The organism is Achromobacter sp. ISS7, from assembly GCF_056523125.1.
In genome coordinates this window covers 2969399-2995826 of the sequence record NZ_JAWRZD010000001.1, presented here as the reverse complement: position 1 = coordinate 2995826, position 26428 = coordinate 2969399, and the positions used below count along the sequence as shown (strand labels likewise).

Annotated in this window: 26 protein-coding genes; 17 read left to right on the top strand and 9 right to left on the bottom strand. The window is 69.4% G+C overall.

Annotation, left to right across the window (positions count from 1 at the left end; translation table 11 throughout):
- Positions 1-180: 180 nt before the first annotated feature.
- The 4 genes from AC1HFW_RS13450 to AC1HFW_RS13435 form a co-directional block, all read right to left on the bottom strand.
- Positions 181-1713 (bottom strand): ABC transporter substrate-binding protein, encoded by a 1533-nt coding sequence (locus AC1HFW_RS13450; protein ID WP_479283808.1) that lies wholly within the window; start codon positions 1711-1713, stop codon positions 181-183.
- Positions 1714-1769: 56 nt separating this feature from the next.
- On the bottom strand, positions 1770-3623 hold the full coding sequence (locus AC1HFW_RS13445; protein WP_035360605.1) for an ABC transporter ATP-binding protein: 1854 nt from the start codon (positions 3621-3623) through the stop codon (positions 1770-1772).
- 9 nt (positions 3624-3632) lie between these two features.
- Positions 3633-4145 carry a winged helix DNA-binding protein gene (locus tag AC1HFW_RS13440; RefSeq protein WP_149895280.1) on the bottom strand — a complete coding sequence of 171 codons (513 nt, stop codon included), beginning with the start codon at positions 4143-4145 and terminating at the stop codon, positions 3633-3635.
- Positions 4146-4393: 248 nt separating this feature from the next.
- The gene (locus tag AC1HFW_RS13435; RefSeq protein ID WP_479283806.1) at positions 4394-4882 is read right to left on the bottom strand and encodes an Lrp/AsnC family transcriptional regulator; all 489 of its coding nucleotides are present in this window, start codon (positions 4880-4882) and stop codon (positions 4394-4396) included.
- Positions 4883-5004: 122 nt separating this feature from the next.
- On the opposite strand from AC1HFW_RS13435, the gene AC1HFW_RS13430 reads away from it, so the two are divergent.
- Positions 5005-6483 (top strand): aminotransferase class V-fold PLP-dependent enzyme, encoded by a 1479-nt coding sequence (locus tag AC1HFW_RS13430; protein WP_479283804.1) that lies wholly within the window; start codon positions 5005-5007, stop codon positions 6481-6483.
- A 55-nt stretch (positions 6484-6538) separates the two neighbouring features.
- On the opposite strand, the gene AC1HFW_RS13425 is transcribed toward AC1HFW_RS13430, so the two are convergent.
- Together AC1HFW_RS13425 and AC1HFW_RS13420 are read right to left on the bottom strand one after the other, a co-directional pair.
- A complete protein-coding gene (locus tag AC1HFW_RS13425) occupies positions 6539-6904 on the bottom strand; it encodes a hypothetical protein (protein WP_241144186.1) in 366 nt (121 codons plus the stop codon).
- Positions 6905-6985: 81 nt separating this feature from the next.
- Positions 6986-8182: a GGDEF domain-containing protein gene (locus tag AC1HFW_RS13420; protein ID WP_479283802.1), complete on the bottom strand. Its 1197-nt coding sequence runs from the start codon at positions 8180-8182 to the stop codon at positions 6986-6988.
- A gap of 367 nt (positions 8183-8549) precedes the next feature.
- On the opposite strand from AC1HFW_RS13420, the gene fmdA reads away from it, so the two are divergent.
- On the top strand, positions 8550-9779 hold the full coding sequence (gene fmdA / locus AC1HFW_RS13415; protein WP_479283800.1) for a formamidase: 1230 nt from the start codon (positions 8550-8552) through the stop codon (positions 9777-9779).
- A 22-nt stretch (positions 9780-9801) separates the two neighbouring features.
- Complete coding sequence (locus tag AC1HFW_RS13410) at positions 9802-10134, top strand: zinc ribbon domain-containing protein (RefSeq protein WP_006396115.1); 333 nt, start codon at positions 9802-9804, stop codon at positions 10132-10134.
- A gap of 106 nt (positions 10135-10240) precedes the next feature.
- Here the strand turns inward: AC1HFW_RS13410 and AC1HFW_RS13405 are convergent, their stop codons facing one another.
- Both AC1HFW_RS13405 and AC1HFW_RS13400 read right to left on the bottom strand, forming a co-directional pair.
- A complete protein-coding gene (locus AC1HFW_RS13405) occupies positions 10241-10987 on the bottom strand; it encodes an ABC transporter substrate-binding protein (RefSeq protein ID WP_006396114.1) in 747 nt (248 codons plus the stop codon).
- A gap of 138 nt (positions 10988-11125) precedes the next feature.
- Positions 11126-11551 carry a copper resistance protein NlpE gene (locus tag AC1HFW_RS13400; protein ID WP_061074104.1) on the bottom strand — a complete coding sequence of 142 codons (426 nt, stop codon included), beginning with the start codon at positions 11549-11551 and terminating at the stop codon, positions 11126-11128.
- A 249-nt stretch (positions 11552-11800) separates the two neighbouring features.
- Here AC1HFW_RS13400 and AC1HFW_RS13395 point away from each other — a divergent pair, with 249 nt between their 5' ends.
- From AC1HFW_RS13395 to AC1HFW_RS13365, 7 genes are all read left to right on the top strand, one after another.
- A complete protein-coding gene (locus AC1HFW_RS13395) occupies positions 11801-12196 on the top strand; it encodes a GFA family protein (protein ID WP_479283797.1) in 396 nt (131 codons plus the stop codon).
- A gap of 90 nt (positions 12197-12286) precedes the next feature.
- Positions 12287-12760, top strand: coding sequence for an OsmC family protein (locus AC1HFW_RS13390; RefSeq protein ID WP_006396111.1), 474 nt, complete (start codon positions 12287-12289; stop codon positions 12758-12760).
- Positions 12761-12786: 26 nt separating this feature from the next.
- On the top strand, positions 12787-13434 hold the full coding sequence (locus AC1HFW_RS13385) for a glutathione S-transferase family protein (protein ID WP_479283795.1): 648 nt from the start codon (positions 12787-12789) through the stop codon (positions 13432-13434).
- Between the two features lie 76 nt (positions 13435-13510).
- Complete coding sequence (locus AC1HFW_RS13380) at positions 13511-14086, top strand: GNAT family N-acetyltransferase (RefSeq protein WP_479283793.1); 576 nt, start codon at positions 13511-13513, stop codon at positions 14084-14086.
- Positions 14087-14147: 61 nt separating this feature from the next.
- Positions 14148-14699 carry a cysteine hydrolase family protein gene (locus AC1HFW_RS13375; RefSeq protein ID WP_479283792.1) on the top strand — a complete coding sequence of 184 codons (552 nt, stop codon included), beginning with the start codon at positions 14148-14150 and terminating at the stop codon, positions 14697-14699.
- A gap of 5 nt (positions 14700-14704) precedes the next feature.
- Complete coding sequence (locus tag AC1HFW_RS13370; RefSeq protein WP_198483197.1) at positions 14705-14941, top strand: DUF3820 family protein; 237 nt, start codon at positions 14705-14707, stop codon at positions 14939-14941.
- A gap of 148 nt (positions 14942-15089) precedes the next feature.
- Entirely contained in the window at positions 15090-15419 is a 330-nt protein-coding gene (locus AC1HFW_RS13365) for a hypothetical protein (RefSeq protein WP_479283790.1), read from the top strand.
- A 46-nt stretch (positions 15420-15465) separates the two neighbouring features.
- Here AC1HFW_RS13365 and AC1HFW_RS13360 read toward each other — a convergent pair whose 3' ends face one another.
- Positions 15466-16692 carry an MFS transporter gene (locus AC1HFW_RS13360; protein ID WP_116520324.1) on the bottom strand — a complete coding sequence of 409 codons (1227 nt, stop codon included), beginning with the start codon at positions 16690-16692 and terminating at the stop codon, positions 15466-15468.
- Between the two features lie 131 nt (positions 16693-16823).
- Between AC1HFW_RS13360 and AC1HFW_RS13355 the strand changes: the two genes are divergently transcribed.
- From AC1HFW_RS13355 to AC1HFW_RS13325, 7 genes are all read left to right on the top strand, one after another.
- Positions 16824-17825, top strand: a complete 1002-nt coding sequence (locus AC1HFW_RS13355) for a GlxA family transcriptional regulator (RefSeq protein ID WP_241074725.1) — start codon at positions 16824-16826, stop codon at positions 17823-17825.
- A 28-nt stretch (positions 17826-17853) separates the two neighbouring features.
- Positions 17854-18732 carry a helix-turn-helix transcriptional regulator gene (locus AC1HFW_RS13350; RefSeq protein WP_479283788.1) on the top strand — a complete coding sequence of 293 codons (879 nt, stop codon included), beginning with the start codon at positions 17854-17856 and terminating at the stop codon, positions 18730-18732.
- 182 nt (positions 18733-18914) lie between these two features.
- Positions 18915-21053, top strand: a complete 2139-nt coding sequence (locus AC1HFW_RS13345) for a TonB-dependent siderophore receptor (protein WP_479283786.1) — start codon at positions 18915-18917, stop codon at positions 21051-21053.
- A gap of 226 nt (positions 21054-21279) precedes the next feature.
- On the top strand, positions 21280-23364 hold the full coding sequence (locus AC1HFW_RS13340; RefSeq protein ID WP_479283784.1) for a TonB-dependent siderophore receptor: 2085 nt from the start codon (positions 21280-21282) through the stop codon (positions 23362-23364).
- A gap of 71 nt (positions 23365-23435) precedes the next feature.
- Positions 23436-23834 carry a cupin domain-containing protein gene (locus tag AC1HFW_RS13335; protein WP_061074111.1) on the top strand — a complete coding sequence of 133 codons (399 nt, stop codon included), beginning with the start codon at positions 23436-23438 and terminating at the stop codon, positions 23832-23834.
- A 44-nt stretch (positions 23835-23878) separates the two neighbouring features.
- A complete protein-coding gene (locus tag AC1HFW_RS13330) occupies positions 23879-25042 on the top strand; it encodes a RhtX/FptX family siderophore transporter (RefSeq protein WP_116520387.1) in 1164 nt (387 codons plus the stop codon).
- 65 nt (positions 25043-25107) lie between these two features.
- Positions 25108-26361, top strand: coding sequence for an Hsp70 family protein (locus AC1HFW_RS13325; protein ID WP_006396091.1), 1254 nt, complete (start codon positions 25108-25110; stop codon positions 26359-26361).
- The last annotated feature ends 67 nt before the right edge of the window (positions 26362-26428 follow it).

Sequence of the window (26428 nt, the reverse complement as noted above, 5' to 3'; positions counted from 1 at the left end):
AGGGCTTTCGCCCCGGCGAATCAGTAGGGTTAATGCTTCAAATGCTTCAAGTGCGTCACACAAATCACGATGCCCAATCAAGCACCGCCCCCCCTAGCGGGATGCCGGGGAGCCGGCTTTGCCGGTCCCCTGGCATGCCCCCTTTGAGGGGGGAAGCGCGCAGCGCTTCGGGGGTGGGCTTTACTCTACGGCAGTTTCCAGGAACCGGAAGCGGATGTCGCCCGGCACTTCCAGGCCCTTCACGCGCTTGTTCACGCCGACGATGGTGTTCAGGCTGTACAGCGGCAGTTCCAGCGCCTGGTCGGCCACGTAGCCGGCGATCTCCTGCAGCATGGCTTCGCGCTTCTTCACGTCATAGACGGTGCGTTGCGCTTCCAGCATGGCGTTCAGCTTGGGATCGTTGTCGTACGGGTTCCACTTCTGGCCCGAGTGGTACATCAGGTAGGCCGTGTTGTCGTAGTCGTAGGTCCAGCCGCCCCACTGGTTCTGCCACATCTCGCCGGTCTTGCCGCCGGGGATGATGTCGTTGAGCAGCACGCCGGTCTCATACGGCTTGATGGTGGCGCGCACGCCCACCGCCTGCAGGTAGCCCGACACCGCCTGGGCCACTTCGCGGAAGTTCGAATCGCTGCCGCGCACGTCGATCTGCACCGTCGCGCCCGGCTTGATGCCGGCGTCGGCCAGCAGCTTCTTGGCTTCGGCGGGGTTGAAGGGCAGGGGCTTCTGCTCGGGGTTGTAGCCGAACGACTGCGGACCCTGGAAGCTGGCGATGGTCTTGGCCTGGCCCAGCAGCAGCTGCTTGACGATGGTGTCGCGGTCCACCGCCATGATCAGCGCGCGGCGCACGTCGCGGTTCTGGGTGATGCCGTTCTTGGTGTTGTAGCGCAGCGCGAAGGCCACCGGGCCGCCGGTCGAGATGACGTCGGCGTTGCCCGACTTCTTGACCGTCTCGATCAGGCCCAGCGGGATCAGCGTGGCGATGTCGACGCGGCCGGCCTGCAGCTCGGCGACCTGGGTGCCGGGCTCGCTGATGAAGCGGTAGAGCACCTTGTCCAGCTTGGGCTTGCCGCCCCAGTAGTCGTCATTGCGCGCCAGGGTCACGTTGACCTTGGGCTGGTAGCTCTCGAACTTGAACGGGCCGGTGCCGACCGGGTGGGTGTTGAAGTTCTCTTCGCCCTTTTCCTGAATGTACTTGGGCGGCACGATCATGGCGCCGTAGCCGGCCAGCTTGGTCAGCAGCACCGGGTCGGGTTGCTTGAGGATGAAGTCGACGGTGTACTCGTCCACCACCTTGACCTCGCCGATCGAGTCGTAGTTCGACTTCTGCGGGCCCTTGGCGCCTTCCGCGCCCAGCAGGCGCTCGAAGGTGAACTTGACGGCCTCGGCGTTGAACGGCTCGCCGTTGTGGAACTTGACGCCCTGGCGCAGCGTGAAGCGCAGGCGCTTGTTGTCGTCCAGGTATTCCCACTTGGTGGCCAGGCCCGGTTGCAGCTTCAGGTCGGCGCCGCGCATGGTCAGGCCGTCGTACAGGTTGCTGCCGACCGAACCCCAGAACGTCACGAAGGTGTCGATCGGATCCCAGCTGCCCGGGTCCTGGTTGATGGCGACGTTGAGCGTGCCGGCGGCCTGGGCGGTCGACAGGACCGCGGGCAGCGCGCCGCCCAGCGCCAGGGCCAGGGCGGTGGCGGTGAAGGTTTTGCGTAGGGAGAGCATGTTCAACTCCAGGGACGGGAAATCGGCCGGGCCGACGTGTGTGTAAGGGGGGAGGTTCAGGCGGCGCGGGCCACGCGGTGGCCGGGCGCGAATTCAACCAGGGGAATGATCGCCGGCTCGTCGCCCACGCGCCGCACCGGGCTGGGGATTTCGCCCTCGATCAGCGAGGTGTCGATGTGGCGGCCGGGCTCGGCCACCGGCACGGCGGCCAGCAGCTTGCGGGTGTAGGCGTGCTGCGGCGATTCGAAGATCTGGCGGCGCGTGCCCAGTTCCACGATCTGGCCCAGGTACAGCACCGCCACGCGGTGGCTGACCTTCTCCACCACCGCCATGTCGTGGGTGATGAACAGGTACGACAGGCCGCGGTCCTTCTGCAGGTCCATCAGCAGGTTCAGGATCTGCGCCTGGATCGACACGTCCAGCGCCGACACCGATTCGTCGGCGATGATCAGCTTGGGGTCGCTGGCCAGGGCGCGGGCGATACAGACGCGCTGGCGCTGGCCGCCCGAGAATTCATGCGGATAGCGGCGCGCGTGCTCGGGCTTCAGGCCCACCTGTTCCAGCAGCTCGCCGACGCGGCGCGCGATGGCGGCCTCGTCGGTCAGCAGGCGGTGCGTGCGGATCGGTTCGGCGATGCTGAAGGCCACGGTCTTGCGCGGGTCCAGCGAGGCGTATGGATCCTGGAAGATGTACTGGATCTCCTGGCGCAGGCGCTGGCGGCCGGCGGCGTCCATCGAGAAGATGTCCTTGCCGTTGTAGCGCACTGCGCCGGAGGTCGGCGCCACCAGCTGCTGCAGGGTCTTGCCGATGGTCGACTTGCCGCTGCCCGATTCGCCCACCAGCGCCAGCGTCTCGCCGGGGTAGACGTCAAAACTCACTTCCTCGACCGCGTGCACGCGATGGGTGACGCGGCCGAACAGGTTGTGGCCCACGTCGAAGCGCGTGGTCAGTTTCTCGACGCGCAGCACCGGCTCGTCGTAGCGCGCCGTGTCCTGCTCGCGGGTCTCGCCCACTTCGCGCAGCGTGTCGCCTTCCAGCACCGTCTGCGGCGTGCGCAGCGGCAGGTCGCGGCCGGTCAGGCTGCCCAGGCGCGGCACGGCGGCCAGCAGGGCGCGGGTATAGGGATGCTTGGGCGCGCGGAAGATCTCTTCCACCGGACCCTGCTCGACCTTCTTGCCGCGCAGCATCACCACCACGTCGTCGGCCATCTCGGCCACCACGCCCATGTCGTGCGTGATGAAGATCACGGCCGTGCCCAGGTCGCGCTGCAATTCGCGGATGGTGTTCAGGATCTGCGCCTGGATCGTCACGTCCAGCGCCGTGGTCGGCTCATCGGCGATCAACAGGCGCGGCTGGCACGACAGCGCCATCGCGATCATGACGCGCTGGCGCATGCCGCCCGACAACTGGTGCGGGTAGCGGTCCAGCAGCTGCTCGGCGTCCGGCAGGCGCACCTTTTCCAGCAGCGCGCGCGCCGCCTTGCGGGCGGCCGAGCGCGACAGCTGCTGGTGCAGCATGATGGCCTCGATGATCTGGTCGCCGATGGTGAACACCGGGTTCAGCGAGGTCATCGGCTCCTGGAAGATCATGGCGATGTCGTTGCCGCGGATCGCGCGCATCTGCTCGTCGGACGCGGCCGTCAGGTCGACCTCGCGGTCGGCGCTGTCGCGGAACAGGATCTGGCCCGTGGCGATGCGGCCGTTGTTGTAGTCCGTCAGCCGCATGATGGCCATGGACGTGACCGACTTGCCCGAACCGGACTCGCCGACGATGGCCAGCGTCTTGCCCGGCCGCACGTCGAAGTCCAGGTTCTCGACGGCGCGGAACACGCCGTTGTCGGTATTGAAGTCCACCGAGACGCCGCGCACGGAGAGCAGCGGCTGGGCGGAAGAGGCGGAAAGGCTAGACAACGTGGATTCTCACAGCGAGGTGGCGGCGCGGGCGGCCTGGTCGTACAGGCCCGACAGGGCGCGCAGGGTATTGGCCAGCTGGTGGCTGGCATCGTCCGCGGCGGGGGAGTCGATGAAGGGTTTCACCAGGCATTGCTCGCGCACTTCGGCGTAGCGCTGGATGGCGGCCGCGCCGGCATCGGTGGCGGTGTAGATCACTTCCTTGCCGGTCTTGGCGCTTTGCACCACGCCCAGCCGCTCCAGCTTCTTGAGCGAATAGTTCACCAGGTGGGTGTCTTCGACATTGAGCGTGAAGCAGATGTCCGCCAGTTTCTTGCCGCGGCCGCGGTGGAACACGTGGTTCAGTACCAGGATGTCCAGCGAGGTCAGCTCGGGCAGCCCGGCACAGGCCATGCAGCGGACCATCCAGCGGTTGAAGGCGTGCGAGGCGATGATCAGGCCGAACTCCACCTCGGACAGCTCCGGGGCGGAAGAGGCGAGATGGGAGGAGGAAACAATGGCGTCCCGGACGGAAACAGACATGGGTGGCAGTTGGGGACGGATCGACAATAAAACGTTGGCGAATTATTGACGATTTGTAGATATGCAGGCATCCGGGATAACCCGTGGATATAAGCCGCCCCGGGAGACATGACTGCAAGTAATTCAAGCGGCGGCGCCGCCGTGGCCGTCCGGAAACCCGCCGCCGGGCGGCGTCACATTGCGTCCGTGGATGTCCTGACGGCCAGGTTGCCCGCGCGTGCGCCGCGGCTATCCCGCGTGGGCCATTGCTACGTCGTGCCCGCGGACTCGTGCAGCAACCCCAGGTCGGGCGGCCGGTTCTCGATGATGGCTTCCATGCTGAAGAAGCCCGTCACCGTGGACAGCTCGAAATCGGTGATCAGCTTCTGGTAGAAGCGGTCGTACCCCGCGATGCCGCGGCAGACCACCTGGATCAGGTAGTCCCAGTCGCCGCCGATGCGATAGAACCCGGTCACTTCAGGCAGGCGCTCGACGTGCTTGCGGAAACCGTCGGCCCATTCCTTGGCGTGGTGGCTGGTGCGGATCATCACGAACACCGTCAGGTCCAGCCCGAGCTCGGCCAGGTTCACCTCGGCGCGGGTGCCGCGGATGATGCCGCAGGCGTTCAGCCGCTGCAGCCGCCGCCAGCACGCGTTCTGCGACAAACCGACGCGGTCGGCCAGCTCGCGTTGCGACAGCGAGCCCTCGCGCTGCAGGCAGGAAATGATATTCAGATCAAACTTGTCAATTTTTTCCATAATCCAGTTCAAATGATCTGTTTTTGGCTATTTTAAGGAAAATTTAGGTGAGGTTTCAAATTTCCTTCCATCGTATGATATTTCGCTAACTTTCCTGCCAGACGTTTCCCCGTATCCGCACCATGTCTACCCAAGCGACCCCGGCCATCACAGGGCCGTTGCGCCAGTTCCAGCAATCCCTGCAATCCTCCGACATCGTCGCCAGCCTGGCCGACGGGCTGATCGGCAAGGACGCCGTCATCGAGGGACCCTTCGGCCTCAAGCCGCTGGTCTACGCCGACTACGTGGCCTCGGGCCGCGCGCTCATGCAGGTCGAACGCTTCGTGCTCGAGCACGTGCTGCCGTACTACGCCAATTCGCATACCGAGGCCTCGTTCTGCGGCGGCTTCATCACACGCCTGCGGCGCGAGGCGCGCGCCGTGGTCGGCCGCTGCTGCGGCGCGGGCGACGAGCATGCCGTGATCTTCTCCGGCTCCGGCGCCACCATGGGCATCAACCGCCTGGTGCACCTGTTCGGCGTGCCGGCCGCGCTGGCGGCGGGCCGCAAGGTGCGCGTCGTCATGGGGCCCTACGAACACCACTCGAACATCCTGCCGTGGCGCGAATGCGGCGCCGACATCGTCGTGCTGGCGGAAAGCCCGCAAGGCGGCCCGGACCTGGCCGCCCTGGACGCCGCGCTGCAGGCGCCGGACGACACGCTGGTCATCTGCGCGCTGTCGGCCGCCTCCAACGTCACCGGCATCGTCACCGACGTCGAAGCCATCACCCGCCGCGTCAAGCGCGCCGGCGCCCGGATGATCTGGGATTACGCCGGCGGCGCGCCGTACCTGGACATCCGCATGACGCCTGCGGCCGATGCGGCCATCGACGCCATCGTGTTCTCGCCGCACAAGTTCATCGGCGGTCCTGGCGCGTCCGGCATCCTGATCGTGCGACGCGATGCCGTGGTTTGCGCCACGCCCACCTTCCCGGGCGGCGGCACCGTCAAGTTCGTCTCGCCCAGCGGCCACGACTACAGCGCCAGCCTGGAGGCGCGCGAAGAGGCCGGCACCCCCAACGTGGTCGGCGACATCCGCGCCGCGCTGGTGCTGCTGGTCAAGGACGCGCTCGGCGCCGAGCTCATGGCGCGGCGCAATGCGGCCTTCGTGCAGCGCGCGCTGGCCCGCTGGCAGGATGACCCCCGCCTGGAACTGCTGGGTTCGCTGAGCGCCCCGCGCCTGCCGATCTTCTCCTTCCGCGTGCGCAACGGCCAGGGCGGCTACGTGCACCAGCAACTGGTCACGCGCATGCTGAGCGACCGCTTCGGCATCCAGGCGCGCGGCGGCTGCGCCTGCGCCGGCCCGTACGTGCATCACCTGCTGGAGATCGACGAGGCCGAGTCGGCGCGCATGCGCCAGGCCATCCTCGATGGCCGCGAGATCGAAAAGCCGGGCTTCATCCGCCTGAACTTCAGCGTGCTGCTGTCCGACGCCAAGGCCGACTTCATCCTCGACTCGGTGCTGGCACTGGCCGCCGACGCCACCGACTTCGAAAGCCGCTACGACTTCGATCCCGGCCGTGCCATCTTCTTCCCGCGGCCGGCCCCGGCGGCGGTCGCCTGACGCGGCAGGCCGTCATCCGTAGCGGTGGCGCGGCCCGCGTTGCGCCGCGGCCGCGCTATTGCTTCATGTACGGACCGCAGGTGTCGATCCAGGCGGTCTTGCGCGCGGCCAGGTTGTCCGGCTGGCTCTGCATTGCAGTCACGGTCTTCTCGGGGAATTTTCCGCCGTCGCGCGCGCACTGCTCGTAGTCATCGACCAGCTCGAACTCCATGTCCAGCAGGTCCAGCCGGCCCTGGCACAGCGGCGCGTTCAGCTCCTGCCAGTTGGCGGTCTCGCGTCCCTTCTGCACCTTCACGGCCTCCTGATAGCGGGCCATGCTGGCATCGAACCGCGCCACGCATTCCTCGGCCGCGTGGGCGGCGCCCAGGGGCAGGGTGGCGGCGAGCAGGAGCAGGGCGGACAGGGGGCGAGGCAGGATCATGGGCGGGGGCTTCCGGCGCGGCGGGGCCGCGCGATTAATGCGATGGGCGCATCATAACTGCCGGGCGCCGCGCCGCCGGGTTCAGGCCGGGGTTTGCACCGCGACGCGCAGCGCGGGCGCCTCATCCGCCCACTCCACGCGATTGCGTCCGGACATCTTGCCGCGGTACAGCGCGGCGTCCGCCTGCCGCATGATGTCGTCCAGCGCCTGCGTGCCGGCAAAGCCGTGCGACACCCCGATGGTCGCGGTGCAGCGGATCGGCCCCTGCGCGCGGCCGCCGGGCACCTGGGCGTGGGCGATCGCCTCGCGCAGCCGCTCCGCCAGGTGCATGGCGCCTTCGTGGTCGCTGCCGAGCGCCACCACCACGAACTCTTCGCCGCCCAGCCGGCACACCAGGTCGCCCTGGCGCACCGTGTGCTGCAGCACCTGCGCCACCCGGCTCAATACCTGGTCGCCGATCTGATGGCCGTGGGTGTCGTTGATCTGCTTGAAGCGATCGATGTCCACGATCAGCAGGCGCGAGGGGGCGGCGTGGCGGACCCGGAAGTGCGCCTCCAGCCCGTCCATCAGGCCGCGCCGGTTCAGCAGGCCCGTGAGCGGATCGCGCGTGGCCATGGTGCGCAGTTCGTCGGTCAGGCGCCGCAGGATCAGCCACACCACGGCCGGCGGCAGCACCGTTCCCAGGAACGACATATAGAGGTAGAACGCCGTCTGGAACGAACTCTGCATGTCCAGGGCCGGCATGCCGCCATCCAGGATCAGGACGAACTTCGCCGCGTTGAGCGCGCAGATGCCGCCCACCAGGAAGGAGAACACGATCATCTCCAGGCGCAGGTCGCGGGCGAAGGTGCGCGCGCCGTAGAGCAGCGCCAGCGTCATCGCCAGGAACAGCAGCGCGCACGAGGCCGCCAGCAGCGCATGCCGCGCCGCCGTGCCCCACACGGCTTCCACCAGCACTTGCGCGGCGGTGTAGACGGCCGCCACGGCCAGCATCGGGTACAGCACGGGAATGGGCCGGTTGAAGAACCGGATCGCGCCGAAGACGTAGGCGATCGGGGCGCACAGCGTCAGCGTGTGGTTGACGATGCTCATGCCCCACGAGCCGGGCGGCGGGGCCAGCAATTGCAGGATGTAGGCGATGCCCAGCAGCAGGTGGCCGGCGGCGAACACGTCCGTGCCCATCTTCTTGTCGCGCAGCCGCCGGCTGATCAGCAGGAACATGGCGCAAAAGCAAAGCAAGTGCACGCAGAGCATGCCGAGAATGACGGAAGCAACCATGGCGTGGCGCGCTCGGGAGGGGGGCGGCAGGAACCGCAATCGCTGGAGGATGGCGGCCGCATGCGCGTGTTGGCATCGCAAACCGCCGCGTTGAGCCGCGTTGGCGCCAGATGGGCCCTTTTAGGCTCGCGAAGTGTAAGTGGAAGTTTCACGCAGCGTCAAGGTTGGAGGCGCGATGCGGCGCCGGGCGGGCGCTGTCCTGCGCGGCCGTGTGCTGCATGGAAAACCAGTATGGCAATCGCTCCAAACGCGTCTACCATCGTTCACACGTCAAGGAATCGAAGATCCAATCCACGCACGCGAAATTGGACGCGCCCTCCGGCTGAAGTTCTGTTTTATCAACACGTTACGTTGGAGATGAAAGAGAATGACCGACACCCTCATCCAGGTCGACCTGACCCAGTCCCCGTACGAGAACAAGCAGATCCACAACCGCTGGCACCCGGACATCCCGATGGCCGTCTGGGTCAAGCCCGGCGACGATTTCATCCTGGAAACCTACGACTGGACCGGCGGCGCCATCAAGAACGATGACAGCGCCGACGACGTGCGCGACGTCGACCTGTCCACCGTGCACTTCCTGTCCGGCCCCGTCGGCGTCGAAGGCGCCGAGCCCGGCGACCTGCTGGTGGTGGACCTGCTGGACATCGGCGCCAAGCCCGACAGCCTGTGGGGCTTCAACGGCTTCTTCAGCCGCACCAACGGCGGCGGCTTCCTTACCGATCATTTTCCCCATGCGCAGAAATCCATCTGGGATTTCCACGGCATGTTCACCTCGTCGCGGCATATCCCGGGCGTCAATTTCGCTGGGCTGATCCATCCCGGCCTGATCGGCTGCCTGCCCGACAAGAAGCTGCTGGACACCTGGAACCAGCGCGAGCAGGCGCTGATCGACACCAACCCGAACCGCGTGCCGCCGCTGGCCAATCCGCCGGCGCCCAAGACGGCGCACATGGGCGCGCTGCAGGGCGCCGACCGCGACCGCGCGGCGGGCGAGGGCGCGCGCACCGTGCCGCCGCGCGAGCACGGCGGCAACTGCGACATCAAGGACCTGTCGCGCGGCGCGCGGGTGTTCTTCCCGGTCTACGTCAAGGGCGGCGGCCTGTCGGTGGGCGACCTGCATTTCTCGCAGGGCGATGGCGAGATCACGTTCTGCGGCGCCATCGAGATGGCCGGCTGGGTGCACATGCGCGTCACGCTGATCAAGGGCGGCATGGACAAGTACTCCATCCGCAATCCGATCTTCAAGCCCAGCCCGATCACGCCGGCCTACAAGGACTTCCTGATCTTCGAAGGCATCTCGGTGGACGAGGGCGGCAAGCAGCACTACCTGGACGTGAACGTGGCCTATCGCCAGGCCTGCCTGAACGCCATCGAATACCTGAAGAAATTCGGCTACTCGGGGGCGCAGGCCTATTCGCTGTTGGGCTGCGCGCCGGTGCAGGGGCACATCAGCGGGGTGGTGGACATTCCGAACTCCTGCGCCACGCTGTGGCTGCCGACCGAGATCTTCGATTTCGACATCCAGCCGTCGGCGTCGGGGCCGGTCAAGCACGTCAAGGGCGGCGTCGATATGCCCTTGTCGCGCGACCGCTGAGGCCGGGACGAAGGAGACCCCTATGCCCATGTATGACTACGCCTGCGCCGACTGCGGCGAGTTCGCGGCGCTGCGGCCGCTGGCGCAATGGCGCGATCCGGCCGACTGCCCGCGATGCGGCGCGGCGTCCGACCGCATCGTCGGCGGCGCGCCCGCGATCTCGGCGTTGTCGTCGGCCGTCAACCGCGCCCATGCCGCCAACGAACGCAGCGCGAACGAACCGCGCAGCTCGCGTGCGGGCCACGGCATGAATTGCGGTTGTTGTGCGGGCGGACGCAAGTCCGGCAAGACCCGCACCGCGGCCGACGGCGCCAAATCCTTCGCGGGCTCGCGGCCCTGGATGATCAGCCACTGACGGCGGCGGCGCTTTCCGTCGATGGCGTCCCGCATGCCGGGGCGCCATCGACGGTTCGCCTCGCGTGGCGGCGCGCGCAATCGAGCGAGGCTGCGGCCTCGCTTTCTTATTGCGGCGCGGCTTCCAGCGGCGCCACGGCGGCGCCCTGGATCTTGTGGCGCGCCAGCGCCTCGGCGACGAAACCGCTCTTCTTCATGGCTTCGACGAAGGCGGCCAGATAGGCGCTGGCCTTGGCGCCGCGGCTCTTGGGCACGCCCATGGCCTGGCGGATCAGCATGAAATGGCCGTCCAGCAGGCGCAGGCCGCCCAGGCGCTGCGCGTCGGCCTGCAGCTGCTGCTTGACGCCGGCGGCCACTTCCATGTTTTCCTTCACGAAGGTGTCGACCACCGCGGGCGAGGTGGGCGCGCGGAACAGCTCGGCGTGCTTGATCTCGCGCGTCAGGTACAGGTCGTAGGCGCTGCCCTTGCCGACCACCACGCGCTGGCCGGCGCGGTCCACCTCTTCCATGCGGGTGATGGGGGAATCGTCGCGCACCAAGTAGGCGCCCTCGATCACCACGTACGGCGCGGTGAAGGCGATCTGCTCGCCGCGCAGCGGGTCGATCGCGAAAAAACCCACGTCGGCCTGCTCGGCGGCGACCGCGTTGACGGACTCGCCGGCGGACTTGAACACCACCAGCTCCAGCTTCACGTCGAGCCGGCGCGCCAGTTCGGTGGCCAGGTCGACCGACACGCCGCCGGGGGCGCCGGTGTCGGGATGGCTGTTGGCCAGGATCGGGTTGCCCAGGTTGATGGAGGCGCGCAGCGTGCCCGTCGGGGCAAACGCGTCGAGCAGTTCGTGGTCGGTCTTCATGGATCTTCCTTCCTCGGGGGCGCCGCCGGGGTCGGGGGGCGCGGCATGTGCAGCCCAGAGAATAGCCGGAAGCGGCGCGCTTGCGGGGCGTCGGCGGCGTCGGCCCCCCGCGACCGGCGCGCGGCCGATTACGCCGCGTTACTGCGCGCGCCGCAGCACGTAGTGCGGCGCCAGCGGGCCGGTCGGACGGGTGCCGTCGCGGTACAGCATGATCACCTGGTTCTCGGCGATGAAATAGCGCTGGCTGTCGCCCGAGGCGTCCAGCCGGATGGTGCTGCCATCGGATTCCCAGCTGAAGGTGCCGGCCACGGTCTCGGGTTGCGGCTCGCGGTCCAGGTACTGGGTGGCGCGCTCGTAGCGGCCGTCCTTCATCAGCGTCAGGCGGGTGCGGATGCCGGGGCAATCGGCGCAGGGCAGCGTGCCTTCGTAGCTGCCGGGCCAGTCGAGCGCGTTGCGGGCCGTGTGGTTGTCCACGGGTACCGAGCGCGCGCTGATGGGTTTGGAGGGGGTGCAGCCGGCAAGCAGGGCGACTGTCAGGGTGCAGGTCAAGGTGGTTTTCATCATGGCGAGCTCCTGTGTAGCGGTGCGCCCACGATACGGACGCCACGCCATCCTTGCTGAAACGGGATGTAAAGGCAAGGCGCCACGCCGGGCCGCGATGGCGTGCGTGCGTCATTCCCGGGCCGCCTGCTTGCCGCGCTTGTCCGCCGCTGCCCGCGATCCTGGCCGTATCGGCGCGGCGCGTCGGGGCGGCCCGCGCTACGCTGGCCGGCAGGCCCGCGGCATGGCGCGGCGGGCGCGAAGGAGTCCATCATGAAGGGAAGCTGCCTGTGCGGCGCCGTGGCCTACGAGGCGGACCGCCTGGCCGGGCCGATCGTCCATTGCCATTGCACGACCTGCCGCAAGGCGCACGCGGCGGCGTTCGCGTCGACCGCGCGGGTCGCGCGCGAGGATTTCCGCTGGACCCGGGGCGCCGCCTCGCTGGGCGCGTACGAATCATCCCCCGGCAAGATCCGCCACTTCTGCACCGCCTGCGGCGCCCACTTGATGGCGCACTGGGTGGCCCAGCCGCAGGTCATCCTGCGAGTGGCCACGCTCGACGACGATCCCGGCGCGCGGCCGGTGGCGCATATCCATACCGCATACGACGTGCCCTGGCTCGATCACGGGCCGCACGTCGCCGCCTATCCTGACACCGTGCCGCCCTAGCGCCGCCCGCCGTCCGGTTCCCGCCGCGCGGCGCTTGCGCTACGCTAACGCTCTTTGCGCGCCGCCGCGGCGCGCCCCGAGGATCCCGCAATGAAAGGCGAACACCATTACGACGTCGCCGTGACCTGGACCGGCAACACCGGCAAGGGCACAGCCAGCTATACCGCCTATGCCCGCGACCACCTGGTGCAGGCGCCCGGCAAGCCCGACATCGCCGGCTCGGCGGACCCCGCGTTCCGCGGCGACGCGGCGCGCTGGAATCCCGAAGACCTGCTGGTGGCGTCGCTGTCGGCCTGCCACAAGCTCTGGTACCTGCACCTGTGCGCGGTCGAGGGCATCGTCGTCACCGCGTATCGCGACGACGCGCACGGCGTGATGCGCGAAGACCCCGAACGCGGCGGCGCCTTCGCCTCGGTCACGCTGCGGCCCGAGGTCACTATCGCCGCGGGCGGCGACGCCGGCCTGGCCGAGGCGCTGCATGCCCGCGCCCATCATTTCTGCTATATCGCCAATTCGGTGAATTTCCCGGTGAACTGCGAGCCGCGCATCGTCGTGGCTGGCTGATGCCGTCGTTGAAAAGAGACCGTGCAATGCTGACGATCTGGGGCCGGCGCAGTTCATTCAATGTGCAGAAGGTCTTGTGGCTGGCGGGCGAGCTGGGCCTGTCCTATGACCATGTGCTGGCCGGCGGCCAGCACGGCCTGCTCGATACGCCCGAGTTCCTGCGGATGAACCCGCACGGCCGGGTGCCGCTGCTGCGCGAAGGTGACACGGTGGTGTGGGAGTCGCACGCGATCCTGCGCTATCTCGCCGCGCGCCATGGCGCCGCGGCCTTCTGGCCGGCCGATCCGGCGCGTCGCGCGCGCGCCGACGGCTGGATGGACTGGGCCCAGACGGCGCTGCAGCCGGCCTTCCTGGTGGGCGTGTTCTGGGGCTACTACCGCACCCCCGAGCCGCAGCGCGACCTGGCCGCCATCGACCGCGCCCTGGCCAATACCCATGCCTGCCTGCGCCAGCTGGATGCCGTGCTGGCCACGCAACCCTATCTCGGCGGCGAGGCGCTGACGCTGGCCGACATTCCCGCGGCTACCGCGCTGTACCGCTATTACGAGCTGGACATCGCCCACGCGCCGTTGCCGAACGTGCGCGCCTGGTACGAGCGGCTGCAACAGCGTCCCGCCTATCGCGAACACGTCATGGTGCCGTTCGGCGAATTGAAGGGACGCCTGGATTTCTGAGCGGCGCGAGCCTGTTAAGCTGTGGACGGCCGGGGCAAGCATGCGCCGGCGCTTCCCTTTCGACGCCTTTCGCATCATGTCCCTCCCTCTTGCCGACTGGCCCCAGCAGGCCCCCGACCTGGGCATCGCCGGCCTGCGCCTGCGCCCCCTGCGCGACGCCGACGCCGCCGCCTGGTACGCCTATCTCAGCGACGACAACGTGACCCGCCACACCAGCTGGCAGCTGGACGGCCCGGACGCATTGGTGCGGCTGATCCGCGGCTACGCCGATCCGGTCGCCACGCACGCGATGCGCCTGGCGATCGTCGAGGCCGACGACCGCCTGATCGGCACCATCGGGCTGAACGAGATCGCGCCGGGCGCGCGCCGCGCCGAGATCGCCTACGACCTGGCGCCATCGCATTGGCGCCGCGGCATCGCCTCGCAAGCCTGCGAGGCCGTCACCGGCTGGGCCTTGCAGACGCTGGGCCTGGCGCGTGTGCAGGCCACGGTGCTCGATACCAACACCGCGTCGGCCGGCGTGCTGGAGCGCTGCCGCTTCCAGCGCGAAGGGTTGTTGCACCACTATCGCCAGGTGCGCGGCGAACCGCGCCACTTCTGGATCTATGCACGCATCTGGCCCCCGGCCCTGCTGGGCGCCGAATGCGGCTAGCCCGCCGCCACGCTCCGGCATCCCGCCGCGCTTCCCCCCATTCGCCACCGCCAAGGAAACCATGACCTCCGCCCTGATCGTGATCGACGTGCAACGCGCCTTGTTCGAGACCAAGCCCGAACCCGCCGATGCCGGCGCCGTGCTGGCGCGCATCAACGACCTGGCCGCGCGCGCCCGCGCCGCGTCCGTGCCGGTGATCTACGTGCAGCACGAAGCGCCCGGCGGCAAGCTGGCGCACGGCGAGCCGGGCTGGCAGCTGGATACGCGGTTGCAGCCGGCGGACAGCGACGCGCGGGTCTACAAGACCACGCCCGATTCCTTCCTGCGCACCGGCCTGGCGGACACGCTGGCGCAAGCCGGGGCCACCCACCTGGTGGTGTGCGGCTACGCCAGCGAGTTCTGCGTCGACACCACCGTGCGCCGCGCCGCGGCGCTGGGCTATCCGGTGACGCTGGCGGCCGACGCCCACACCACCCAGGACAAGCCGCACGCGGCCGGCGCGCAGATCCGCGCGCACCATAACGCCACGCTCTCGTCCATTTCCAGCTTCGGCGTGAAGATCGCCGCCGTGCCCGCCGCCGACATCGCCTTCGGCGCCGCGCCGGCAAGGTAGGGCGCATGGATCCCGAACTGCTGCAGCTGCTGGTGACGCGCGTCATGCCTTTCGGCAAATACCAGGGGCGGCTGATCGCCGACCTGCCGGGCCCGTACCTGGCCTGGTTCGCGCGCAAGGGCTTCCCGCCGGGCGAGCTGGGGCGCCTGCTGGCGCTGATGCACGAGCTGGACCACAACGGTCTCGCTTCCTTACTGGCGCCTTTACGCAAACCATCCGGCAAGCCGCCCGCGCCGCGCTGAACCGGCCGCGGGAAACCGCAAGAAACAAATCTCCTCGCCCGCGTAGCGTCTTGGCACTTCCCGGGGCCACGCCCGCGGCTACGATAGACCGGCGCGCCACCGTGCCGAGCATCGGGCCTGGGTGCGCGCTCAACGAAGAGAGGTCGACATGAAGAAACTCCCGATCACCGCCGTCCTGCTGGCCCTGGTCTGCCTGGGCGGCGCGGCGCAGGCGCAGAGCGCGGCGCCGGTCACGCAGGAATACCAATATCCCAGCCAGCGCTCCAAGGACGGCAGCCTGTCGCCGCCTTCCACCTTGCGCATGACCGTCACGCCCGATCCCAATTCGGCGCCGGTCGTGATCCGCGATTCGCCCGAGAGCCAGGCCGAGTACGTGCGCTGCCGCGAAGTCTCGGACCGCGCCGCGGTGTCCAACGCCCAGATGCAGGCGGGCGTCGCCCAGTGCCTGCGCGAACTGGAACAGCGCCGCCAGCAGTAACGGTGGACGGCGCCGTCGGCGATCGCGCGGGCGAGCGCCCTGGCGCCTACGCGTGGCCGGTGGCCGCGGCGGCGCGCGACGAACCGCGCGCCCAGTGCCAGGTCATCAGGCCCGCGGCCAGCACCACCGGCAGCATGGCCGCGTTCAGGGCCTCCCAGCCGAACGCGTCCAGCGCCGGTCCGGCCGCCAGCGTGGCCAGGGCGGTGGCGGCGTAGCGCAGCATCTCCGCCGCGCCCTGCGCGCGGGCGCGTTCCGAAGGCCGGTAGGACTGCGCCAGCAGCGTGGTGCCGCCGACGAACATGAAATTCCATCCCACCCCCAGGCAGAACAGCGCCGCATAGAACGCCGGCAGCGAGGGCGAGGCCATCGCGATCAGCGAACAGGCGACGTTCAGCAGCATGCCCGCGCCCAGTATCCGCGGCAGGCCGAAGCGCTGGATCAGCGTGCCGGCGAAGAACGCCGGCGCGTACATGCCCACCAGGTGCCACTGCATGATGTTGGCGCCGTCGCCGATGCTGTGGCTGCAGGCCACCGCCGCCAGCGGCGCGGCGGTCATGATGAACATCATCGACACCGATCCCACCACATTGTTGGCCAGCGCGGCGACGAACACCGGCTGGCGCGCCACCTCGCGCAGCGGCCGGGCCGGCAGGCCGGCCTGCGCGTCGGCGGCCGCCGCGGGCGCGTCGATGTCGCGGTAGAAGCCGAACAGCAGGGCGGCCGACAGCAGCGCCAGCAACGCCACCATCAGGTAGGCGCCGGCGAAGGTCACCGGCGCGAACAGGTCGCGGCTCCAGGCCGCCAGCGCCGGGCCGGCGATCGCGGCGATGACGCCGCCCGTCATCACTACCGAGATCGCGCGGCTCTTGGCGGCGGGCTCGACCGCGTCCGCCGCCGCCAGCCGGTAGTACTGGGCGAACGCCTGGAACACGCCGACCAGCGCCGTGCCGGCGCAGAACATCCAGAAGTCCGACTGGAACACCGCCCACACCGAAATGCCGCCCCCCGCCGCGCCGGCCAGCGCGCCCAGCGCGAAGCCGTTGCGGCGGCCTATCCGCTGCATCAGCAGCGAGGCGAACCAGGTGACCAGCGCGCCGGCCACCGTGATCAGCGCGAAGGGCAGGGTGGACAGCGCCTTGTCGGGCGCCAGCATGTGGCCGGTCAGGGCCGTCAGCGTCAGGTCGATCGAGATGGCGGCGATGAACAGCCCCTGGCACACGGCCAGGATGCGGGCGTTGCGGCGGCCGGTGGCCAGGGAGGGCGAGGCAGGCATGGGGACTCGGGGCAAGGATCGCGGTTTGACAGCGATCACTCTAGCGGCGCACACTTTGGCGTGAATGACATAAATCCCTCGATAAACGCCAACCCCAACGCCAACCCCAACGCCAACCCCGCTCCACCGCCATGACGCACGCCGTGACCTTCCTGCTGGTGCCCGATTTCCAGCTGCTCGACATGTCCGGCCCCGCGGCCGTGTTCCAGACCGCCGGCTCGCTGGCGCGTCGCGCGGGCGCGCCGGCCTATGCCGTGCGGGTCGTGTCGGAAACGGGCGGCGAGGTGCGCAGCTCCTGCGGCATCGGCGTGCTGACCGCGCCGTGGCGCGACGCGCCGGTGGACACCCTGGTGGTGCCCGGCGGCGAAGGCGCGCGCGAAAGCGCCCTCAGCCCCGCCATGCGCGCCTACCTGCATGCCCAGCGCCAGGCGGGCCGGCGATTGGCCAGCGTCTGCACCGGCGCCCGCGTGCTGGCCGCCGCGGGCCTGCTCGACGGCTTGCGCGCCACCACCCACTGGCGCCACGCCGCCGCGCTGGCGCGCAACCATCCCGCCGTCCGCGTCGAGGCCGATCGCATCCACGTGCGCGACGGCGATACCTGGACCTCGGCGGGCATCACCGCCGGCATCGACCTGGCGCTGGCCATGGTCGAAGCCGACCTGGGCGTGGAGATCGCCGCCGAGACCGCGCGCGAGATGGTGGTCTATCACCGCCGCTCGGGCGGGCAGTCGCAGTTCTCGGCGCTGCAGGACCTGGCGCCCGACAGCGAGCGCATGCGCGCGGTGCTGGAGCATATCCGCGGCAACCTGGGCGCGGCGCTGACGGTGGAACACCTGGCGGAAGTGGCCTGCGTCAGCCCGCGCCAGTTCCTGCGCAGCTTCAAGGCCGAAACCGGCGAGACGCCCGCCAAGGCGGTCGAGCGCATTCGCGCCCAGACCGCGCGGGCGCAGATCGAAAGCGGCGACGGCAGCATCGACAGCGTGGCGCGGCGCGTCGGCTTCACCGACAGCGAACGCATGCGGCGCGCCTTCCTGCGGGTCTACGGCCAGCCGCCGCAGGCCATGCGCCGCGCCGCGCGCAGCCAGGGTTGGCGCGACAACCCGGAAAACGGTAATAATATTCACTCTCAATAAAAGGGCTCGCCGCGTCGGGTCCGTCGCCGTGACCCACCCGCACCCCGAACTCGACTGGACCGTTTCCGCCGCCACGCCCGCGATGTCGCTGGCCGGCGGCACGCTGCATTTCGAGCGCGGCGAACGGGTGCTGGAGGACCTGGCGCCCGGCCTGAAGCTGGTGCTGGTGCTGGAAGGCGAGCTGCGCTATCGCGTGCCGGGCGCGCCCGCCGCGCAGGTCAGCGGGCCGCTGCTGCACCTGAGCCTGTGCCGCGACGCGCTGCGCATGGAACACGAGTTTGGCGCGCGCCGCTCGCTGCGCTTCGTGTCGCTGCGCACCTCGCTCGACCACCTGCGCGAATCGCTGTCGCTGGAACCGGCGGATGTCGCGCGCCTGCTGCGCGCCCCGCGCGGCGACGCCGCCTATGCCGACGCCAACCTGCGGCTGGCGGCGCCGCTGCAGGCGCTGGGCCGGCAGATGCTGGCCTGCCCGATGCAGGGCGCGCTCAAGCGCATGTACCTGTCCGCCAAGGCGCTGGAGCTGACCGCGCTGGCGCTCGGCGCGCTGCAGCCGGTTCCGGTCGCGCTGGTCCCGCCGGGACTGTCGCGGGCCGACACCGAGCGCCTGCATCACGCGCGCGACCTGGTGCTGGCCAGCCTGCAACAGCCCCCGACCCTGCCCGAACTGGCGCGCCACGCCGGCATCAACGTCAACAAGCTCACCACGGGCTTTCGCCAGCTGTTCGGCTGCAGCGTCTACGCCTTCGTGCGCGAGCAGCGCATGGCGCAAGCGCACGCGCTGCTCGCCGCCGGCGAGATGAGCGTGTCGGAAGCCGCCTATGCCTGCGGCTACACCGATTCGCACTTCAGCAAGGCCTTCCAGCGCCGTTACGGCGTGCTGCCGAGCGCGCTGGCCAGCGGCCGCTGAACGTCGCCGCCGCGAGCTGCCGGCGGCGGCTGCGTTTGCCCCGAACCTTTTCTGTCATTCGCGCGGTGCGATCCCGGGTTTCGCGTTCGCCATAGCAAGGCCTATGCAAACGCCAGGGCGTTGCGGTTTCTCCTCGAAATTGTATGAGAATAATTCTCAGTAACAAAGAAGGAGAAGTACGCATGCGCTCACGTTTCAGCCCCCGGGCGTGCAAAAGGGCCGCCCATTGCTGGCGGCTCTGGCCGGCGATGGCGTTGGCGGCGGCGGGGCCGGCCCTGGCCGATAGCGCCAGGGAGGCGCCGACGCTGCCCGCGGTCACCGTCAGCGGCGCCCGCGAGCCCGCCGCGCCGCAGCCGTCGCTGGGCAAGCTGCCGCTCAGCGTGCGTGAAACGCCGCAATCGGTCTCCGTGATCGGCCCGGACCAGATCCGCCAGCAGAACCTGCAAAGCCTGGACGACGTCATGCGCCACGCCACCGGCATCACGGTGCAGCCGCACCATCACCTGACCACCGCGTACTTCGCGCGCGGCTTCCAGATCGAATCCTTCGAACAGGACGGCGTGCCGGCGATGATGGGCAACCGCGCCGCCGCGCCCGAAGACACGGCCATCTACGAGCGGGTCGAAATCCTGCGCGGCGCCAACGGCCTGTTGCATGGCGCCGGCAATCCGTCGGCCACCGTCAACCTGGTGCGCAAGCGCCCGCAACGGCAATTCACCTTCGGCGGCGAACTCAGCGCGGGAAGCTGGGACAACTATCGCACCGAAGTCGACCTGGGCGGGCCACTGAACGACAGCGGCAGCGTGCGTGGCCGCGTCGTCGGCGTCATGGCCGACCGCGGCTTCTTCTATGAAAACGCGAACCAGAAGACCGGCCTGTTCTATGGCATTGGCGAGGTCGACCTGGGGCCGGACACCGTGTTGTCGGCCGGCCTGCATTACAGCCGCGTGCGCTCGCATCCGCCGCCCAGCATGGGCGGGCTGCCGCGCTACAAGGACGGCGCGCCGCTCGGCCTGCGGCGCTCGGTCAACCTGGAGTCCGCCGGCAGCCGTTCCGACTGGAACACGACGCGCGTGTTCGCCGACCTGGATCACCGCTTCGGCCAGGGCTGGCACGCGCGGATCAGCGTCGACCATCTCCGTTCCGATTCCGAGATGACGTACCTCACCGTCAATGGCGGAATCGATCGCCAGACCGGCCTGGGCGCCAAGCTGTCGGGCGGCGGTATCCGGTACGACAACAGCCAGACCAGCGTCGACGCTTACGTCGGCGGTCCGGTCGAACTGTTCGGTCGGCGCCACGAATTGCTGTTCGGCGCCAACTCGCTGCGAACCTCGTACGAGAACCTGAACGCCGACGTCACCAGTCCCCAGCTGAACATGCCGATGGACGTGTTCAACTGGCATCCGCGCGACGTGCCCGGCTACGACATTGGCTCCTACAAGTCCGCGGGCGTCAACCGCGAACGGGAGCAGGGCGTGTACGGCATGGGCCGCTTCTCGCTGGCCGATCCGCTGACGCTGGTGCTGGGCGGGCGCATGGATTGGAGCCGGCTGGAATCGCGCAAATCGAGCCAGCGCAACAACGGCAGGTTCACGCCCTATGGCGGCCTGATCGTCGACCTGGACCGGCAATGGTCGCTCTATGGCAGTTACGCGCAGGTGTTCATGCCGCAGACCGACCTGGACCGCAACGGCCAGGCGCTCGATCCGATCACGGGCACCAACCAAGAGGCCGGCGTCAAGGGCGAGCTGATGGACGGCGCGCTCAACGTGTCGCTGGCGCTGTTCCAGATCCAGCAGAAAAACCGGGCCCAGGCCGATCCCTCGGTGGCGTGCGTGGGCAGGCGCTGCCCCTCCGTCGCCGGCGGCGAGGTCCGCAGCCGTGGCTTCGAGGCCGAGGCCGCCGGCGCCATCATGCCCTACTGGACAGTGGCGGCGGGCTACACCTTCAACACCACCGCGTACCAGGTGGACACGCGCCGCGAAGGCCAGCCCTACGCCAGCTTCACGCCCAGGCACATCCTGCGCGTGTGGACCGACTACGCCTTGCCCGCGTGGCAGCGGCGCCTGAGCATCGGCGGCGGCGTGCAGGTGCAGTCGGACTTCCACAACGTGGCCGGGCCGATCACGCTGCGCCAGGGCGGCTATGCCCTGGTCGACATGCGCGTGGCCTACCGCGTCGACAAGCACGTCACGGTGGCGCTGAACGCCAACAACCTGTTCGACCGCGTCTACTACCAGCGCCTGAACGACGCCAACTGGACCAACTACTACGGCGAGCCTCGCAACCTCATGCTGACCGTGCGCGCCGAGTATTGATCGCGGCAGGCGTGGCGGCGTCCGCCGCCGCGCCATGATCGACCGGCGCCTGATCCGCGCTGGCGGCCAGAAACTTCCGCAATCGATAGCGAGACTTCCGCAATCGCCAGTGGCGGCGCCGGCCGCTCTCTAGAATGGCCTGAGAATAATTCTCAGTAACCAGGAAAGAGGAACGGCGGTGCGATCAAGGTTCAGGAACAGGGCGGCACGGCCGCGCAAGACGGCGGTGCGACATTGGCCGCTTTGGCTGGCGATCACGGCGGCGGGGCCGGCGCTGGCGGACGGCGCCGGCGATGCGGCCACGCTGCCCGCGGTGACGGTCAGCGGAGAACACGCCGGCGCTACGCCGGCCCCGACGCTGGGCAAGCTGCCGCTCACGGTGCGTGAGACGCCGCAGTCGATCACGGTGATCGGCCAGGAACAGATGCGGCAGCAGAACCTGCAGAGCCTGGACGAGGTGATGCAGCACGCCACCGGCATCACGGTGCAGCCCTATCAACTGCTGACCACCGCCTACTACGCCCGTGGCTTCAAGGTCGATTCGTACGAGCAGGACGGCGTGCCGGTGCTGATGGGCAACATGGCCGCGTCGCCGCAGGACATGGCGGTATACGAGCGGGTCGAGATCCTGCGCGGCGCCAACGGCCTGCTGCATGGCGCCGGCAACCCCGCCGCCACCGTCAACCTGGTGCGCAAGCGTCCGCAGCGCGAGTTCGCCTTCAGCGGCGCGCTCAGCGCCGGCAGCTGGGACCGCTACCGCGCCGAGGCCGACCTGGGCGGCCCGCTCAACGACAGCGGCAGCGTGCGCGGCCGCATTGTCACGGCCTTCGAGGACCGCGGCTACTTCTACGACGTGGCGGACCAGAAGTCGGCGCTGTTCTACGGCATCGGCGAGGTCGACCTGGGCCCGGACACGGTGTTGTCGGCCGGCCTGCAGTACCAGCGCATCCGCTCCACCACCAACATGGCGGGCGTGCCGCGCTACAAGGACGGCGGCGATATCGGCCTGAAGCGCTCGACCTACCTGGACGCCGCGTGGGACCGTTTCAACTGGAACACGACGCGCGTGTTCGCCGACCTGGAGCACCGTTTCGGCCAGGGCTGGAGCGCCAAGGTCAGCGCCAACTACCTCACCGCCGACAGCAACCTGAAGTACGCCGGCGCCTATGGCGCGATCGACCGCCAGACCGGCCTGGGCTCGGGGTTGATGGGCGGCGCCTACAAATTCGACAACACCCAGGCCAGCGTCGATGCCTACGTCAGCGGCCCGGTGGAACTGTTCGGCCGCCGCCACGAGCTGCTGTTCGGCGGCAATGCCCAGCGCACCACCACCGAGCAGTACACCGGCCAACTGACGCCGGCGCTGCGCGTGCCGGTGAACGTGTTCGACTGGGATCCGCACAGCGTGCCGGAGCCTGGCGTCGGCCCCTACACCTCGCCCGGCGAGACGCGCGCGCGCCAGCAGGGCGTGTATGGCATGGGCCGCTTCTCGCTGGCCGACCCGCTGACCCTGGTGCTGGGCGGGCGCATGAGCTGGTGGAACCAGGACGCGCCTGGTTCGCGCCAGCGCATCGATCCTGAATTCACGCCCTACGGCGGCCTGATCGTCGACCTGGACCGCCAGTGGTCGCTGTACGGCAGCTATGCCGAGGTGTTCCAGCCGCAGAGCCAGCTGACGCGCGAGGGCCAGGGGCTGGACCCGGTCACCAGCACCAACTACGAGGCCGGCATCAAGGGCGAACTGATGGACGGCGCGCTGAACGTGTCGCTGGCCGCGTTCCAGATCCGCCAGAAGAACCGCGCGCAGCAGGATCCGGACTGGCCCTGCGTCGGCCAGAACTGCTACTACGTGGCGGGCGGCGAGGTGCGCAGCCGCGGGTTCGAGGCCGAGGCCAGCGGCAACATCACGCCGTACTGGACGGTGGCGGCCGGCTACACCTTCAACACCAGCAAGTACCTGACCGACACGCAGGTCGGCGGCCAGCCCTTCGCCAGCTTCACGCCCAAGCACATCTTCCGGTTGTGGACGAACTACGCGCTGCCCACGATGCAGCGGCGCCTGAGCGTGGGCGGCGGACTGCAGGTGCAATCCGGCTACTCGACCGTCTCGGGCCCGGTCACGCTGCGCCAGGGCGGCTACGCGCTGGTGGACCTGCGCCTGGCCTACCGCGTCGACAAGCACCTGACCGCGGCGCTCAACGTCAACAACGTGTTCGACCGCGGCTACTACCAGAGCCTGTCGGGCACGGCCTGGAACAACCGCTACGGCGAGCCGCGCAACGTCATGCTGACCCTGCGGGCCGAGTACTGAGCGGGCGGCGACCGATGGACGGCGCGGACGCGCCGTCCATCCTTTTCTGAAGGAGAGACGAGATGGCGGCAATGAGCCCCGCGCCAGTGTTCGACTGGCTCGATCATTTCATGGCGCTGGCCGGCGATGGCGGCATGCGCGACATCGGCAAGCTGCGGCGCCTGGCGCCGCACGAGGGCTGGCTGGTCGGCATCAAGGCGGCGGCCAGCGATGCCGACGTGCACGGCGACGTCTGGGAACGGCATCCGGCCGGCGAGGAAATGCTCTGTGTGCTGGAAGGCCGCGTCGTGCTGACGCTGATGGACGAGGCCGGCGCCGAGACCGACGTGCTGCTGGACGCGCGGCGCGGCGCCGTGGTGCCGCGCGGCGTCTGGCACCGCCTGCACGTGGCCTGTCCGGCCCGCATCCTGTTCGTCACGCCCGGGCAGGGCAGTGAACACCGCCGCGTGGCCGCGGCAACGCAAGCTTGAAGGAAATCGACGTGAAGCAAACCGCGAACGCGCGCCTGTTCATCATGATCGGCGCGCTCTATTTTTCCCAAGGCATTCCGCTGGGGGTGGCGATGGAGGCGCTGCCGACGCTGCTGCGGCGCGACGGCGCGCCGTTGCACGCGCTGGCCTGGCTGCCGCTGGTGGGGCTGCCGTGGGTCTTGAAATTCCTGTGGGCGCCGCTCGTCGACAACCGCTACCGGCCGGCGCGGGGCCGGCGCCGCAGCTGGATCCTGCCGATGCAGGGCATCGTGCTGGCGTGCCTGGCGGCGGTGGCCGTGACCGGCGTGTCCGCGGCCAGCGCGCCGTGGGTGGTGGCGCTGATGGCGCTGGCCTCGCTGGCCAGCGCCACGCAGGACATCGCCACCGACGGCCTGACCGCCGAGCGCTTCGAGGGCCAGGCGCTGGCGCGCGCCAACGCCGTGCAGGTGGGCGGCACCATGATCGGCTTCTTTGCCGGCGGCCCGGGCTGCCTGGTGCTGGCGGGCTGGCTGGGGCAGGGCGGCGCGCTGGCGCTGCTGGCCGCGGTGGTGGCCTTCAGCCTGCTGATGGCGCTGGGCTGGCGCGAAACCGCGCTGCCCGCCGCCGCCCGCCGCGCCACGCTGGCCGGCTTCGCGCGCCGGCCGGGCGCCTGGGCGCTGGTGCTGGCGGCGTTCCTGTCGGCGATGACGGCGGTAGCGGGCTACGGCCTGTCCAAGCTGTTCCTGGTGGACGCGGGCTGGGCGGTGGAGGCGGTGGGCCGCCTCGGCATGGCCGGGGGCGCGGTGACCGTGCTGCTGGGTTGCGGCGGCGGCGCCTGGCTGGTCGGGCGCATCGGCGCGCGCGGCGCGCTGGCGCTTGGCCTGGCGGCCTCGGGCGCGGCGGCGCTGGCCTGGCTGGCGCAGGCCCAGGGCTGGGCGCCGCAGCCGACCGCCGCCGCCTACGCGGCGCAGGCGCTGGGCGCCTTTGGCGCCGGCGCGGCCTCGGTGGCGATGATGACGCTGGCGATGCGCTTTGCCGCGCGCGGGGCGCAGGCCGGCACCGACATGACCGCGGTGCAGAGCGCGCGCGACCTGGGCGAGATCCTGACCTCGTCGCTCATCACCGGCCTGGCGGCCCGGATGGGGTATGTCACCGGTTTTTCCGGCGGCTTGCTGGCCGCCGCCGTGACGCTGGTTTTCGTGGCCGTGGCGCTGCGCCGCCCGGGCTGACATGGCGTTTCGGGCGGTTGCGGCTACACTTGTGCGCCGTTTTGCTTTCAGCCCCCCGAATTTCCATGATTTCCACCGCATGCGGCGTCGACTTCGGCACGTCGAACTCCACCGTCGGCTGGAGCCGCCCCGACCAGCGCGCGCTCCTCGCCCTTGAAGACGGCAAGACCACCTTGCCCTCGGCCATTTTCTTCCACGACGAGGATGCCGAGGTCAGCTACGGCCGGGCGGCCATCTCCGACTACCTGGCGGGCTATGACGGGCGCCTGATGCGCTCGATGAAAAGCCTGCTGGGCAGCTCGCTGATCGACGGCTCCACCGAAGTGCAGGGCCGCTCGATCCCGTTCCGCGTGCTGCTGACGCGCTTCATCGCCGAACTCAAGCGCCGCGCCGAGACCGCCGCCGGCCGCGACTTCACGCGCGCCGTGCTGGGCCGGCCGGTGTTCTTCGTCGACGACAACCCCGCCGCCGACCAGACCGCGCAGGACACGCTGGGCGAGATCGCGCATAGCGTCGGCTTCACCGACATCGAATTCCAGTTCGAGCCGCTGGCCGCGGCCTTCGACTACGAGTCGCAGATCGACCGCGAGGAACTGGTGCTGGTCATCGACATCGGCGGCGGTACCTCCGACTTCTCGCTGATCCGCCTGGGGCCGGGCCGCGCCGCCAAGCCGGACCGCCGCGAGGACATCCTGGCCTATGGCGGCGTGCACATCGGCGGCGTGGACTTCGACAAGCAGCTCAGCCTGGCGCACGTCATGCCGCTGCTGGGCCTGGGCAGCCAGCTGCGCAGCGGCAAGGACGTGCCGTCCACGCAGTACGGCAACCTGGCCTGCTGGCACACCATCAACCAGGCCTACACCCGCAAGGCCGCCGAGCATTTCGCCTATATCCGCGCCGAGGCCGGCGACCGCGACAAGATCGACCTGCTGCTGAACCTGGTCAAGCAGCGCGCCGGCCACTGGGTGGCGGTGCAGGTGGAAGAGGCCAAGATCGCGCTGTCGGAAGGCCCCGCCGCGCGCATCGACCTGTCGCGCATCGCGCCCGAGCTGGGCGTGGAGGTGACGCGGCCGTCGTTCGACACCAGCGTGGCGCGGCTGATCGAGAAGATCGAGCAGACCGTGGGCACCCTGCTGCGCGACGCGGGCGTCGCGCCCGTGGACGTCGATACGGTGTTCTTCACCGGCGGTTCGAGCCGCGTGCCGCGCCTGCGCGACTGCGTCTCGGCGCTGGTGCCGCAGGCACGCAGTGTCGAGGGCGACCTGTTCGGCAGCATCGGCGCCGGCCTGGCGCTGGACGCCCGCCGCAAGTTCGACTGACACGTCCCCTGCGATACTGGCCCGCCACGGAGCGTGCCGGCATCGCGCCGCGCTACGTTGATTCGCG